At 71.4% G+C, this 14,106-nt stretch carries 13 protein-coding genes and 1 pseudogene; 12 read left to right on the top strand and 2 right to left on the bottom strand.

Annotated features, from left to right (window positions below; all coding sequences use genetic code 11):
- Window positions 1-170: 170 nt before the first annotated feature.
- Window positions 171-846, bottom strand: a pseudogene (locus ACWEN0_RS49760) (DNA alkylation repair protein).
- A gap of 193 nt (window positions 847-1,039) precedes the next feature.
- On the opposite strand from ACWEN0_RS49760, the gene ACWEN0_RS49755 reads away from it, so the two are divergent.
- Both ACWEN0_RS49755 and ACWEN0_RS49750 read left to right on the top strand, forming a co-directional pair.
- Window positions 1,040-2,623 (top strand): alpha/beta hydrolase, encoded by a 1,584-nt coding sequence (locus ACWEN0_RS49755; protein ID WP_451988770.1) that lies wholly within the window; start codon window positions 1,040-1,042, stop codon window positions 2,621-2,623.
- 200 nt (window positions 2,624-2,823) lie between these two features.
- A complete protein-coding gene (locus ACWEN0_RS49750) occupies window positions 2,824-3,321 on the top strand; it encodes a helix-turn-helix domain containing protein (protein ID WP_451988769.1) in 498 nt (165 codons plus the stop codon).
- 85 nt (window positions 3,322-3,406) lie between these two features.
- On the opposite strand, the gene ACWEN0_RS49745 is transcribed toward ACWEN0_RS49750, so the two are convergent.
- On the bottom strand, window positions 3,407-4,372 hold the full coding sequence (locus tag ACWEN0_RS49745) for a helix-turn-helix transcriptional regulator (protein WP_451988768.1): 966 nt from the start codon (window positions 4,370-4,372) through the stop codon (window positions 3,407-3,409).
- Window positions 4,373-4,455: 83 nt separating this feature from the next.
- Between ACWEN0_RS49745 and argC the strand changes: the two genes are divergently transcribed.
- Genes argC through tyrS form a run of 10 tightly spaced genes read left to right on the top strand, consistent with a single transcriptional unit; the run spans window position 4,456 to window position 13,891 of the window.
- Entirely contained in the window at window positions 4,456-5,484 is a 1,029-nt protein-coding gene (argC, locus tag ACWEN0_RS49740; RefSeq protein ID WP_451988767.1) for an N-acetyl-gamma-glutamyl-phosphate reductase, read from the top strand.
- A complete protein-coding gene (argJ, locus tag ACWEN0_RS49735; protein ID WP_451988766.1) occupies window positions 5,481-6,641 on the top strand; it encodes a bifunctional glutamate N-acetyltransferase/amino-acid acetyltransferase ArgJ in 1,161 nt (386 codons plus the stop codon). The genes argC and argJ overlap by 4 nt, the downstream gene beginning before the upstream one ends.
- Window positions 6,641-7,558 carry an acetylglutamate kinase gene (argB, locus tag ACWEN0_RS49730; protein ID WP_451988765.1) on the top strand — a complete coding sequence of 306 codons (918 nt, stop codon included), beginning with the start codon at window positions 6,641-6,643 and terminating at the stop codon, window positions 7,556-7,558. Before argJ ends, argB begins: the two co-directional genes overlap by 1 nt.
- Complete coding sequence (locus tag ACWEN0_RS49725; RefSeq protein WP_451988764.1) at window positions 7,555-8,757, top strand: acetylornithine transaminase; 1,203 nt, start codon at window positions 7,555-7,557, stop codon at window positions 8,755-8,757. The genes argB and ACWEN0_RS49725 overlap by 4 nt, the downstream gene beginning before the upstream one ends.
- Window positions 8,757-9,683: an ornithine carbamoyltransferase gene (gene argF, locus ACWEN0_RS49720; protein ID WP_451988763.1), complete on the top strand. Its 927-nt coding sequence runs from the start codon at window positions 8,757-8,759 to the stop codon at window positions 9,681-9,683. The genes ACWEN0_RS49725 and argF overlap by 1 nt, the downstream gene beginning before the upstream one ends.
- Entirely contained in the window at window positions 9,680-10,180 is a 501-nt protein-coding gene (locus ACWEN0_RS49715) for an arginine repressor (RefSeq protein WP_451988762.1), read from the top strand. The genes argF and ACWEN0_RS49715 overlap by 4 nt, the downstream gene beginning before the upstream one ends.
- Window positions 10,177-10,458, top strand: a complete 282-nt coding sequence (locus ACWEN0_RS49710; protein ID WP_451988761.1) for an argininosuccinate synthase — start codon at window positions 10,177-10,179, stop codon at window positions 10,456-10,458. The genes ACWEN0_RS49715 and ACWEN0_RS49710 overlap by 4 nt, the downstream gene beginning before the upstream one ends.
- Before the next feature lie 34 nt (window positions 10,459-10,492).
- Entirely contained in the window at window positions 10,493-11,908 is a 1,416-nt protein-coding gene (gene argH, locus ACWEN0_RS49705; protein WP_451988760.1) for an argininosuccinate lyase, read from the top strand.
- A 46-nt stretch (window positions 11,909-11,954) separates the two neighbouring features.
- Window positions 11,955-12,584 (top strand): DNA-3-methyladenine glycosylase, encoded by a 630-nt coding sequence (locus ACWEN0_RS49700; RefSeq protein ID WP_451988759.1) that lies wholly within the window; start codon window positions 11,955-11,957, stop codon window positions 12,582-12,584.
- Between the two features lie 32 nt (window positions 12,585-12,616).
- A complete protein-coding gene (tyrS, locus tag ACWEN0_RS49695) occupies window positions 12,617-13,891 on the top strand; it encodes a tyrosine--tRNA ligase (RefSeq protein ID WP_451988758.1) in 1,275 nt (424 codons plus the stop codon).
- The last annotated feature ends 215 nt before the right edge of the window (window positions 13,892-14,106 follow it).

Raw genomic sequence — 14,106 nt, 5'->3', positions numbered from 1 at the left:
CGGTCACAACACCCCGGCCGAAACCCGCATCAACCACTACGCTCAGGCCTCAGCTGCCTGAAAACCCCGTGTCCGCCTCACCGGGGCAACTCCACGTGTCGGCCCGCCGATCACGCGAGTCGACCACTCGATCACACGTGTCGACCCTTCGCGCACAAGCCGTCCGCGGATCACCCGATGTGCTTCAGCGCCTCCCGCCGCGAGAGCCCGGACAGTCACAAAGGACCGCACCCAGTCCGGCGATGTCTTCGCGTACTCCCGCAGGGCCCAGCCGATTCCCTTGCGCAGGAAGAACTCCGGTTCGGCGATCGCCGGCTCGATCGCGCGGACCAGCAGATCGGTGTCCGTTTCCTCCTTGGCCCCGACCTGGCAGATGATCGCCGTGCGGCGACGCCAGAGGTCGTGGTCCGCCGCCCAGCGCAGCATCAGCCGGGTGAGCTCGGGCCGGTGCGACCGCAGGATCGGGCCGATCCGGCGGATCGCCAGCTCGTCCACGTAGTCCCACCAAGCGCCGCTGACGATCATCTCCTCGTACATCGGGACCAGGTCCGGGTCCTGCCACTGCCGGTACGCCCGGTGCCCGGAAAGCGCGATGGCCGCGTAGCGCTCCTCCCGGAATTCGGCGGTGCGCCACAACTCCAGCACGGTCGCCGAATATTTCACCCGATCCGGCACTATATGGTCGGCGAGTACCCCCTTGAGGAACGCACTTCGCTCCGGTGAGGCCACCCCACGGAACGGCATGGCGGACTTCATGTACGCCTGCATCGCGGTCGCCTTCACCGGGTCGGCCAGCTCGGCCAGCCCCGTGCGGATCGCCTTGACCAGCTGTTCGTCCGCGCTCATGCGTCCTCCCGTCGCCCTCGTGCGGTCCGGAGCGTACTGCCGGGCACCGACAGTTCCAGGGCTCGGCCGCGGCCGCAGGTCCCGACGAAAGACGGATGGCGGAAGTCGCGCCGGTCGGCGAGATTGTCGAAGGTTGCCGGTAGTTTCGCCGGAATCCGGCGAACTCTGTCGAATGCGGATGAAAAGGACGACTGTGAAGAGAATCGTTGCCGCCGTCGCCGCCGCGGGTCTCGCGGCCGGGCTGATGGCCGCCGCGCCCGCCGCTTCGGCGGATCCCGGGGTGCAGTTCACCCCCGCGCCGATCGCCTGGGGGCCGTGCACGTCGGCGAGCCTGAAGGCCGCCGGCGCCGAGTGCGGTTTCCTCGAGGTGCCGATGGACTACGCGAAGCCGGGCGGGGCGAAGGTCTCCGTCGCGGTGTCGCGGATCAAGCACAAGACCCCGCAGTCGCAGGGGATCATGCTGGTGAACCCAGGCGGCCCGGGCGGGTCCGGCCTCGGGCTCTCGGTGCTCGGCAAGTACGTGCCGAACCACGCGGGCGACAACTACGACTGGATCGGCTTCGACCCGCGGGGCGTCGGGTCCAGCAAGCCCGCGCTGACCTGCGACGGGAACTACTTCAGCTACAACCGGCCGGCCTACGTGCCGACGACGCCGCAGCTGGAGAAGACCTGGCTCGACCGTTCGAAGGGCTACGCCGAGGCCTGCAGGAAGAACGGCGAAATCCTCAACCACCTGAAGACGACCGACGTCGCGCAGGACATGGACAGCCTCCGCAAGGCGCTCGGCGAGAAGCAGATCAACTACTACGGCTTCTCCTACGGCACCTACCTCGGCCAGGTGTACAGCACGCTGTACCCGAAGAACGTCCGCCGGATGGTGCTCGACGGCAACGTCGACCCGCGGAAGGTCTGGTACCAGGCCAACCTCGACCAGGACGTCGCGTTCGACAAGAACATCAAGATCTACTTCGACTGGCTCGCGAAGTACGACAACGTCTACCACCTCGGCAAGACCGGTTCCGCCGTCGAGAAGCTGTGGTACGACACGCAGCGCAAGCTCGCCAAGAACCCGGCGGGCGGGGTGATCGGCGGCGACGAGTGGACCGACATCTTCCTGCAGGCCGGCTACTACGTCTTCGGCTGGGTCGACATGGCCAAGGCGTTCGACGGGTACGTGCACAAGGGTGACTGGCAGACGCTCAAGTCGCTCTACGACGACTCGAACCCGCCCGGCAACGACAACGGCTTCGCCGTGTACCTCGGCGTGCAGTGCACCGACGTGCAGTGGCCGACCAGCTGGAACAAGTGGCGCTTCGACAACTGGCTGACCTACGCCAAGGCCCCGTTCGAGACCTGGGGCAACGCCTGGTTCAACGCGCCGTGCGTGTTCTGGCCGGCGAAGGCGGGCAAGCCGGTGGACATCGACGGCCGCAAGGTGGCCGGCGCGCTGCTGATCAGCGAGGAGCTCGACGCCGCCACGCCGTACCCCGGCAGCCTCGAGGTCCGCAAGCGGTACCCGAACTCGAGCCTGATCAGCGCGCCCGGTGGCACGACGCACGCCGGCTCGCTGTCCGGGGTGTCCTGTGTGGACGACAAGATCGCCGACTACCTGGCCAACGGCACCCTGCCGAAGCGCCAGCCCGGCAACCACTCGGACGTCCAGTGCAGCCCGGTCCCGCCGCCGGTGCCCGACGGCGCCGCCGCGCAGAAGTCGGACAGCTCCGCGAAGGCCGCCCAGGAGAAGCAGAGCACGCTGGCCCAGCTGCTGCACTTCTGAGCGCAAGCTCCGCACGGTGCCCCGGTCCGGTTCGCCCGGACCGGGGCACCGTCTTGTCCGGCGGTGTCCCATCGTCGCCTCCCGATCACGTGGTGTGGTCGCCGGAGACGTTAGGGGAGGGGGCCGACAATTTCGGAGCGAAGTCGGCCGTGAGCAGCGCGTGGCCGAAAACTGTCGGGGGTGCGCGCTAGCTTCACGGCATGTCGATCATCGAAGAGCGCCGGACCGAGGTCCGGGCGCAGGAGATCACCTACCAGATCGCGGTCGCCACCAGGACGGACGACGACCGCGCCGAACCGAACACCCGGGTGATGATCACCCTGGAAGCCGGTGGCCCCACGGGCGAACCGGTCGCCGAGGGCAGCCTGGACCTGGACGTCGCGGTGGCGTCCACGGTCGCCGACCTGGTCGCGGACGGGCTGCTGTCCGCGACCGGCGGGGGCCGGGCACCGCGGCGAAGATCCGCGGGCCGTCCTGCGCAGCAGGGCCGCCCGTGGAACGAGGAGATGGACGCGGAGCTGGAGAGCCGGTGGATCGCGGGCGAGAGCGTGGCGGACATCGCGGCGTACTTCGAACGCACTCCCGGCGGCATCCGCGCCCGGCTGCCCCGCGTGGGCTGCGACCCGGAGAACCCGGGCTGCTACCTCCCCGTGCCGCCGAGCCGGCGCGTGGACCTGGACGAAGGCGAGCCCACCTGAGCGCGGCGGGCCGGTCCACGAAGGACCGGCCCGCCGCCTCATGCCCGGCAACGTCCAGGGAGGAAGAACCGTGCCCTATCACCGATCACGTTCGCGCGCCGGAAGCCGCCGCGGCGGCCCGGTCCGCGAGCACCCGCAGGTGCTCGACCAGTTCCGGCGGTTCCTCGACCGTGAACGCGCACCCCAGGCCCAGCAACCGGAACGCGAGCCAGTCCAGGGTGTCCGGGTGACTGCGCCACCGGCAGCGGCCGTCCGCCAGTTCGGTCAGCTCGCCGGCGGCCGCGCCGAGCCGGGGTGCGACCCGCGACGCCGGTTCCGCCACCACGGCCACCGCCCGGTACGTCGGCACGAGGTCGTAGAGCCGTTCGACGACGTAGGCCGCCAGGTCCGTCGCCGGCGGCTTGCGCTGGGCCGCGCGGCCGCCGGTCGCCTGGGCGTCGCGGACCCGGTCGGCCCGGAAGACGCGCCAGTCCGCGCGGTCGAGGTCGTAGGCCACCAGGTACCAGCGGCGGCCGGCCGCGACCAGCCGGAGCGGCTCGGCCCGGCGCCGCGTCTCGGTGCCGTCGTTCGCGCGGTAGCGGAAGCGGACGCTCTCGTGGTTGGTGATCGCGCCGGCGAACACCGTCAGCTGGGCGGGGTCGACGGCCGGTCCCGCGGCCGGCACGGCGACCGTCGCCGTGCCGATCGTGCCCACCCGGCGGCGCAGCCGCGCCGGCAGGACCTGCTCCAGCTTGGCCAGCGCCCGCACGGACGCTTCCTCGATCCCGGCGACGGTCTGCCCGGCGGCGGTCCGCAGTCCCACGGCGATCGCGACGGCTTCGTCGTCCTCGAGGACCAGTGGTGGCATCGCCGTGCCGGCCACCAGCCGGTACCCGCCCGCGACACCGCGGCTGGCCTCCACCGGGTAGCCGAGGTCGCGCAGCCGGTCGACGTCGCGGCGGATCGTGCGCGGGCTGACGCCGAGCCGGTCGGCCAGCTCGCTGCCCGGCCACTCGCGCGGCGTCTGGAGCAGCGAGAGCAGGCCGAGCAGCCGCGCCGGGGTGTCCGTCATCGGCCCAGCATCCCAAGGTGGCGGGCACCACTTCCCGGTAATCCCGTTTGTTTAGCCTTGCAAGGGCGTGCATAATCATGCGTATGACGGTGAACATCGCGGTGGCCGGAGCCAGCGGATACGCGGGCGGTGAGCTGCTGCGCCTGCTCCTGACCCATCCCGAGGTCGAGATCGGCGCCCTCACGGCCGCCAGCAGCGCGGGTACGAAGCTCGGCGTCCACCAGCCCCACCTCGTCCCCCTCGCCGACCGCGTCCTGGCCGAGACGACGCCGGAGACCCTCGCCGGCCACGACGTCGTGTTCCTCGCGCTGCCCCACGGGCACTCCGCGGAGATCGCGGCGCAGCTCGGCCCGGACGTCCTGGTCGTCGACATGGGCGCCGACCACCGCCTGGCCGACCCGGCCGACTGGCAGCGCTGGTATGGCGGCGACCACGCCGGCCAGTGGCCGTACGGCCTGCCCGAGCTGCCCGGTGCCCGCGAGAAGCTGACCGGCACCAAGCGCGTCGCCGTGCCCGGCTGCTTCCCGACCGGCGGGTCCCTGGCCCTGGCGCCGGCGTTCGCCGCCGGCCTGGTCGAGCCGGACGTCACGGTCGTCGCGGTCACCGGCACCTCCGGCGCCGGCAAGAGCCTGAAGCCGAACCTGCTCGGCTCCGAGGTGATGGGCTCGGCGAGCGCGTACGGCGTCGGCGGCGCCCACCGCCACACCCCCGAGTTCGCGCAGAACCTCTCGGCCGTCGCGGGGGAGAAGGTCACCGTGTCCTTCACCCCGGTGCTCGCGCCGATGCCCCGCGGCATTCTCACCACGGCGAGCGCGCCGCTGAAGGACGACGTCGACGAGGCCGCCGCCCGCGCGGCCTACGAAAAGGCGTACGACGCCGAGCCGTTCGTCCAGCTGCTGCCCGCGGGCGCCTGGCCGGCCACCTCGGCGACGCTCGGCTCGAACAACGTCCAGCTGCAGGTCACGGTCGACGCCGACGCCCGGCGCCTGGTCGTCGTCGCGGCGATCGACAACCTCACCAAGGGCACCGCCGGCGGTGCCGTCCAGTCGATGAACCTGGCTCTCGGCTTCCCCGAGACCACCGGCCTTTCCATCGTAGGAGTCGCACCGTGACCGTCACCGGCCCCCAGGGCTTCCGCGCCGCCGGCGTCGCCGCCGGGATCAAGGCCTCCGGCGCCCTCGACCTCACGCTGGTCGTCAACGACGGCCCGCTCGACGTCGCGGCCGGCGTGTTCACCCGCAACGTCATCAAGGCCGCGCCGGTGCTGTGGTCCCAAGAGGTGCTCAAGCAGCAGCGGCTGAAGGCCGTCGTGCTGAACTCGGGCGGTGCCAACGCGGCCACCGGCCCCGGCGGCTTCCAGGACACCCACGCCACCGCCGAAAAGGTCGCCGACGTCCTGCAGGCGGGCGCGATCGAGGTCGCGGTCTGCTCCACCGGCCTGATCGGCGAGCGGCTGCCGATGGACGCGGTGCTGTCCGGAGTGGACACCGCGTTCAAGGCCCTCGATGCGAGCGCCGAGGCGAGCCTGAACGCCGCCACGGGCGTGATGACGACGGACACCAAGCCGAAGCAGGCCTTCGCGAAGCACGACGCCGGCTGGAGCGTCGGCGGCTTCGCCAAGGGCGCGGGCATGCTCGCGCCGAACCTCGCCACCATGCTCTCGGTGCTCACCACCGACGCCGTGGTGGACAAGGAAACCCTCGACCGCGCCCTGCGCGCGGCCACCCACGTCACCTTCGACCGGCTCGACGTCGACGGCGGCACGTCCACCAACGACACCGTCCTGGTCCTGGCTTCCGGCGCGAGTGGCGTCGAACCCACCGAGGCCGAGCTCACCGAGCTGCTCACCAAAGTCAGCCTCGACCTGGTCCTGCAGCTGCGCGCGGACTCCGAAGGCGCGACGAAGGACGTCGACATCACCGTCCAGGGCGCCGAATCCGAAGCCGACGCGATCGCCGTCGCCCGCACGATCGCGGAGGACAACCTGGTCAAGACGGCGCTGTTCGGCTCCGACCCCAACTGGGGCCGGATCGCGATGGCGCTCGGCCGGGTCCCGGCCCGCATCGACCCGGAGACGGTGTCGATCGCGATCAACGGCGTCACCCTGTTCGCGCAGGGCGTGCCCGGCGCCGACCGGTCCGAGGCGGACCTCACCGGCCGGAGCATCGAGATCGTCGTCGACCTCGGGGTCGGCGGCGCGGCGGCCACGATCTACACCACCGACCTTTCCCACGGTTACGTCGAAGAGAACAGCGCGTACTCCTCATGATGGGTTCGGATGCCTTGATCTCCGCGGACGAAAGACTGGCGACGGCGGCCGAGAAGGCGGGGGTGCTCATCGAGGCGCTGCCGTGGCTGCAGCGGTTCCACGGCGCCACGGTGGTGGTCAAGTACGGCGGCAACGCGATGATCGACGACGGGCTGAAGGCGGCCTTCGCCGAAGACATGGTGTTCCTCCGGCTGGCCGGCCTGCGCCCGGTCGTCGTGCACGGCGGCGGCCCGCAGATCACCGCGATGCTCAAGCGCCTCGGCGTCGAAGGCGAGTTCAAGGGCGGCCTGCGCGTCACCACACCGGAGACGATGGACATCGTCCGGATGGTGCTCACCGGCCAGGTCAGCCGCGAGCTCGTCGGGCTGATCAACGCCCACGGCCCGTACGCGGTCGGCATCTCCGGTGAGGACGCCCGGCTGTTCACCGCCGAGCGCAAACAGGCCACTGTGGACGGTGAGCAGGTCGACATCGGGCTCGTCGGCGAGGTCGCCGAGGTCAACCCGGACGCGGTCCTCGACATCGTCAACGCCGGGCGCATCCCGGTCGTGTCCACGGTCGCCCCGGACGTCGAGGGCGTCGTGCACAACGTCAACGCCGACACGGCCGCGGGCGCGCTGGCGGCCGCGCTGGGCGCGGAGAAGCTCGTCGTGCTCACCGACGTCGAAGGGCTGTACGCGAACTGGCCCGACCGCTCCTCGCTGATCGACCGCATCCGCGTCGACCACCTCGAGCCGATGCTGCCCACCCTGGCCAGCGGCATGATCCCGAAGATGGAGGCGTGCGTGCGCGCCATCCGCGGCGGCGTGCGCCGGGCGCACGTGATCGACGGCCGCCTCGCCCACTCGGTGCTGCTGGAGGTCTTCACCTCGCGCGGCATCGGCACCATGGTCTTCCCCGAAACGGAGCTCCCGTGACCGACCTCAAGTCCAATGCAGACGGCCGGCAGCACTGGCAGTCCGCCCTCATGGACAACTACGGCACCCCGGCGCTGACGCTCGTGCGCGGCGAGGGCGCGAAGGTGTGGGACGCCGACGGCAAGGAGTACGTCGACCTGGTCGGCGGCATCGCCGTCAACGCGCTGGGCCACGCCCACCCGGCCGTCGTCGAGGCCGTCACCGCGCAGATCAGGCAGCTCGGCCACACGTCGAACCTGTACGTCAACCCGGTGGCCGTCGAGCTCGCCGAGGCGCTGCTCGACGTCGCCGGCCTCACCGGCAACGGCAAGGTGCTGTTCGTCAACTCAGGCGCCGAGGCCAACGAGGCTGCGCTGAAGATCAGCCGGCTGACCGGGCGCGCCAAGGTGATCGCCGCCGAGGGCGCGTTCCACGGCCGGACCATGGGCTCGCTGACGCTCACCGGCCAGCCCGGCAAGCGCGATCCCTTCAAGCCGCTGGTCCCCGGCGTCGAGCACGTACCGTTCGGGGACGTCGCGGCGCTGAAAGCGGCCGTCGACACCGAGACCGCGGCCGTCTTCCTGGAGCCGGTGCTCGGGGAGGCGGGCGTCATCCCGGCGCCCGACGGCTACCTGCAGGCCGCCCGCGAGATCACCAAGGCCACCGGCACGCTGCTCGTGCTCGACGAGGTGCAGACCGGCCTCGGCCGCCTCGGCACCTGGTTCGGCTACCAGCAGGCGGGCATCGTCCCGGACGTCATCACCCTGGCCAAGGGGCTCGGCGGCGGGCTGCCGCTGGGCGCGGTGATCGGCGTCGGCGCGGCCGGCGACCTGCTCAAGCCCGGCCAGCACGGGACGACCTTCGGCGGCAACCCGGTGTGCTGCGCGGCCGGCCTGGCCGTGCTGAAGACCATCGCCGCGGACGGTCTCCTCGACCACGTTTCGGCGCTGGGCAAGGACATCGCGACGGGCGTCGAAGCGCTCGGCCACCCGCTCGTCGCCGGGGTGCGCGGCGCCGGCCTGCTGCTCGGCATCGCCCTGCGCGAACCCGTCTCGGCCGCGGTGGCCAAGGCCGCGCAGGACGCCGGTTACCTCGTCAACCCGGTCGCGCCGGACGCCGTCCGGCTCGCGCCCCCGCTCGTGCTCGACGGCGACCAGGCCGCGGGCTTCCTCGCCGCCCTCCCGAACGCGCTCGACTCCACCACGAAGGACTCCGACTGATGCTCCGCCACTTCCTCCGCGACGACGACGTCAGTCCCGCCGAGCAGAAAGCCATCCTCGACCTCGCCGACGGGCTCAAGGCCGACCCGCTCGGCACCAAGACGCTCGCCGGCAAGTCGGTCACGGCGATCTTCGAGAAGAACTCGACCCGGACCCGGTTCTCGTTCGAGGTCGGCATCAGCCAGCTCGGCGGGCACCCGGTGATCGTCGACGGCCGCTCGATGCAGCTCGGCCGTGAAGAGACGATCGAGGACACTTCGCGGGTGCTGTCGCGGTACGTCGACGGGATCGTGTGGCGGACCTTCGCGCAGAAGCGCATCGAAGCGATGGCCTCGGCCGCCTCGATCCCGGTGGTCAACGCGCTCACCGACGAGTTCCACCCGTGCCAGGTGCTCACCGACCTGATGACGATCCGCGAGCGCAAGGGCAAGCTCGAGGGCCTCACCCTCGTCTACCTCGGTGACGGCGCCAACAACATGGCGCACTCGCTGCTGCTCGGCGGCGTCACGGCCGGGATGCACGTCCGGGTCGTCTCGCCGGTCGGCTTCCAGCCGGACCAGGGCGTGATGCTGGACGCGAAGAAGCGGGCGAGCGAGACCGGCGGCAGCGCGACCGTCTACACCGACCCGTACGCGGCGGTCGACGGCGCGGACGTGCTGGTCACCGACACGTGGACGTCGATGGGGCAGGAGAACGACGGGCTCGACCGGGTCGGCCCGTTCCGGGCGCTGCAGGTCAACGCCGAGCTGCTGAAGAAGGCCGCGGACGACGCGATCGTGCTGCACTGCCTGCCGGCGCACCGCGGCTGGGAGATCACCGACGAGGTGCTCGACGGCCCGGCCAGCGCGGTGTGGGACGAGGCGGAGAACCGGCTCCACGCCCAGAAGGCGCTGCTCGTCTGGCTGTTCGAAGAGAGCCGGCGATGACCAGCAGCCGGGTGGGGCGCCAGGCGCGGATCACCGAGCTGGTGTCCACCATGACCATCCGCAGCCAGACCGAGCTGGCCAAGCTCCTGGCCGCGGAGGGCATCGAGGTCACCCAGGCGACGCTCTCGCGCGACCTCGACGAGCTGGGCGCGGTCAAGCTGCGCGGGCCGGACTCGGGCGCGCCGGTCTACGTCATCCCGGAGGACGGCAGCCCGGTCCGCGGCGTGCAGGGTGGCACCTCCCGGCTTTCGCGGCTGCTGGCCGAGCTGATGGTCTCGGCCGACTCGTCGGGCAACCTGATGGTGCTGCGGACCCCGCCGGGGGCCGCGCAGTTCCTGGCCAGCGCCATCGACCGGGCGGCACTGGAAGAGGTCGTCGGCTCGATCGCGGGCGACGACACGGTCGCCGTGATCGCGCGCGAACCCCTGTCCGGCAAGGAACTCGCCGAGCGCTTCGCCGCGCTCGCCCAACGATCGGCGGACGAAGGAACACCATGATCGGCGACATCTTCCCGGCGGAGGGGGAGTTCCTCGCGCCGGACGAAGTCGTGATCACCTTCGACCACGGCGTCCCGGTGGCGATCGACGGCGAAACCGTCTCGGTCGCCGAAGCGCGCCGGATGCTGAGCGCGCGGGGCGAGGCGCAGCGGATCGGCCGCGGCGAAGCGTGCGCCGCACTCGAACGGCGGGCCGGCCGCGGATGCGCCAAGCTGACCGACGCCGCGTCGGGCGAAGTCCGGCTGGTCCTCCACGACGGCCGGATCACGGTCGCTTGAACAACCCAACGAACACCGAGGAGAAGCGAGAACAGTGAGCGGGAACGAGCAGCCGGTGCAGCTGTGGGGCGGCCGGTTCGCCAGCGGTCCGGCGGAGGCCATGGCCGCGCTGAGCGCGTCGACGCACTTCGACTGGCGCCTGGCGCCCTACGACATCGCCGGTTCGCGCGCGCACGCTCGCGTGCTGCGCAAGGCGGGTCTGCTCACCGACGACGAGCTCACCGGCATGCTGACCGCGCTCGACACGCTGGCCCAGGACGTCGCGTCGGGGGCGTTCACCCCGACGATCGCCGACGAGGACGTGCACACGGCCCTCGAGCGCGGTCTGCTCGAGCGGGCCGGCACCGAGCTCGGCGGCAAGCTGCGCGCCGGCCGCTCGCGCAACGACCAGGTGGCCACGCTCTTCCGGATGTGGTTGCGGGACGCCGCCCGCCGCGTCGTCGCCGGCGTACTCGACGTCGTCGACGCGCTCGTGCTCCAGGCGAAGCAGCACCCGGAGGCGATCCTGCCCGGTCGCACCCACCTCCAGCACGCCCAGCCGGTGCTGCTCGCGCACCACCTGATGGCCCACGGCCAGGCGCTGCTGCGCGACGTCTCGCGGCTGCAGGACTGGGACGCCCGTACGGCGGAATCGCCGTACGGCTCGGGCGCGCTCGCGGGCTCGTCGCTGGGTCTCGACCCCGAGGCCGTCGCCGAGGAGCTGGGCTTCGCGACCAGCGTCGAAAACTCGATCGACGGCACGGCTTCGCGCGACTTCGTCGCCGAGTTCGCCTTCGCCGTCGCGATGCTCTCGGTGAACCTGTCGCGGATCGCCGAAGAGGTGATCATCTGGAACACCGCCGAGTTCGGCTACGTGACGCTGGACGACGCGTGGGCCACCGGCAGCTCGATCATGCCGCAGAAGAAGAACCCGGACGTCGCCGAGCTGACCCGCGGCAAGGCGGGCCGGCTGATCGGCAACCTCACCGGCCTGCTCGCCACCCTGAAGGCGCAGCCGCTGGCCTACAACCGGGACCTGCAGGAGGACAAGGAGCCGGTGTTCGACTCGGTCGAGCAGCTGGAGCTCCTGTTCCCGGCGATCGCGGGCATGCTCGCCACGCTGACGTTCCACACCGATCGCCTCGCCGAACTGGCCCCGGCCGGGTTCACGCTGGCCACCGACATCGCGGAGTGGCTGGTGCGCCAGGGCGTGCCGTTCCGCGTCGCGCACGAAGCGGCGGGGGAGAGCGTCCGCGTCGCCGAGTCCCGCGGCGTCGGCCTGGCCGAGCTGACCGACGAGGAGTTCGAGAAGATCAACCCGGCGCTCACGCCGGAGGTCCGCGCCGTCCTCACGGTCGAAGGCTCGGTGAAGTCGCGCAACGCCCGCGGCGGCACGGCCCCCGAGCGCGTGGCCGAGCAGCGCGCGCGGCTCGAGGAGCGCGTCACCGCGGCCCGGCAGTGGCTGAACTGAGCCGGTGGTTACGCTCGGTCCGGTAGACGGGGCGAGGGGAGATCGTGTGAGCGACCGGCTGTTCACCCGTGAAGAGCTGGCGCTCGACCCGGTCGACCTCGCCCACCTGCTCCTCGGCTCGGTCCTCGAGGCGGACGGACCCGACGGCACCGTCGGCGTCCGGCTCGTCGAGGTCGAGGCCTACCGCGGCGAGGACGACCCGGCGTCGCACTGCTACCGCGGGCAGACCCCGCGCAACGCCGTCATGTGGGGTCCGGCGGGTCACCTGTATGTGTACTTCGTCTACGGGATGCACTTCTGCGCGAACATCGTCGGCTCCCACGACGGCGTGGCAGGCGCGGTGCTGCTGCGGGCCGGCGAGGTCGTCACCGGCCTCGACGTCGTCCGCAAGCGGCGCCCGAACGCGCGGGGGACCGGCGAGCTGGCCAAGGGGCCGGCGATCCTGACGTCGGTGCTGCGCATCGACCGCGAGCAGAACGGCGTCGACCTGACCGACCCGGCGTCCCCGGTCCGGCTGCGCGTCGGCGAACGCGTCCCGGCCGAGTCGATCCGATCCGGGCCCCGGGTCGGCGTCGCGATGGCGATGGACACGCCGTGGCGGTTCTGGGTCGACGGCTCGCCCGCGGTGTCCACCTACCGCCGCGGCGGGAAGCGCCGGGTTCGACCCGCCGGTTAGTCGGTTGACCAGGTGCGGGAGGATCTACAGGCGTGAGCGAACACATCCTCGACGAGCTGTCCTGGCGCGGCCTCATCGCGCAGTCCACCGACATCGACGCCCTCCGGCGCGAGCTCGACCAGGGTCCTGTGACGCTCTATTGCGGGTTCGACCCCACCGCGCCCAGCCTGCACGCCGGCAACCTCGTCCCGCTGCTCATGCTCAAGCGCTTCCAGCGGGCCGGGCACCGGCCGATCGTGCTGGCGGGCGGCGCGACCGGGATGATCGGCGACCCCCGGGACACCGGTGAGCGCACGCTGAACACCCTCGACGTCGTCGCCGAATGGGCCGGGCGCATCCGCGGCCAGCTCGAACGGTTCGTCGACTTCGACGACTCGGCGACCGGCGCGATCGTCGAAAACAACCTCAACTGGACCGGGCAGCAGACCGCGCTGGAGTTCCTGCGCGACGTCGGGAAGCACTTCTCGATCAACGTCATGCTCAACCGCGAGACGGTCAAGCGACGGCTCGAGGGCGACGGCATGTCGTACACCGAGTTCAGCTACCTGCTGCTGCAGTCGCAGGACTACCAGCAGCTCTACCGGCAGTACGGCTGCAAGCTGCAGGTCGGCGGGTCCGACCAGTGGGGCAACCTCGTCGGCGGCGTCGACCTGATCCGCCGGACCGAGGGCGCGGCCGTGCACGCGCTGACCGCGCCGCTGGTCACCGACGCCGAAGGCCGGAAGTTCGGCAAGTCCACCGGCGGCGGGAACCTCTGGCTCGACCCGGAGATGACCTCGCCGTACGCCTGGTACCAGTACTTCGTGAACGTGGGCGACGCCGACGTCATCCGCTACCTGCGGATGTTCACGTTCCTGACCCAGGAGGAGATCGCCTCGCTGGAGGAGGACACGAAGGAACGTCCCCACCTGCGGGCCGCGCAGAAGCGGCTGGCGGAGGAGTTCACCGTTCTGGTGCACGGTGAGGAGCAGACCCGGCAGGTGATCAACGCGAGCCAGGCGCTGTTCGGCCGCGGCGAGCTCGGCGAGCTGGACGAGCGCACCCTCGACGCGGCGATGGCCGAGGTGCCGAACGGCAAGGTCGACGCGACGGGCGAGGCGACGATCGTCGACCTGCTGCTCGCCGGCGGCCTGGTGGACAGCAAGGGCGCGGCGCGGCGCACGATCAAGGAGGGCGGCGCGTACGTGAACAACGTGAAGGTCGCCGACGAGGAGTGGAAGCCGTCCGCCGAGGACGCGCTGCACGGCAAGTGGCTGGTGGTCCGCCGGGGCCGCCGCAACGTCGCCGGCGTCGCACTCGGCGGCTGACCGGCCCGGTGGCCCGGAACAGGGCCCTGACCTGCTGAAACGCGGTTAAGGGACCCCCCTGTTTCGGGCCCTCTCCGGGGGTGTAAAGTTCTCCAAGTCGCCAGGGAAACCGGGCGGCCACCGGGACACGAACCAAGCTCTCGCGGATCGCGATTGAGTGGGTGTCCCACCAAAAACTGCTAGGAATAACTCGCTTCGAGTAAGGCCGCTTGACG

It is taken from the genome of Amycolatopsis sp. NPDC004378 (assembly GCF_053602455.1).
This window is presented reverse-complemented; position numbering and strand designations above follow the sequence as displayed.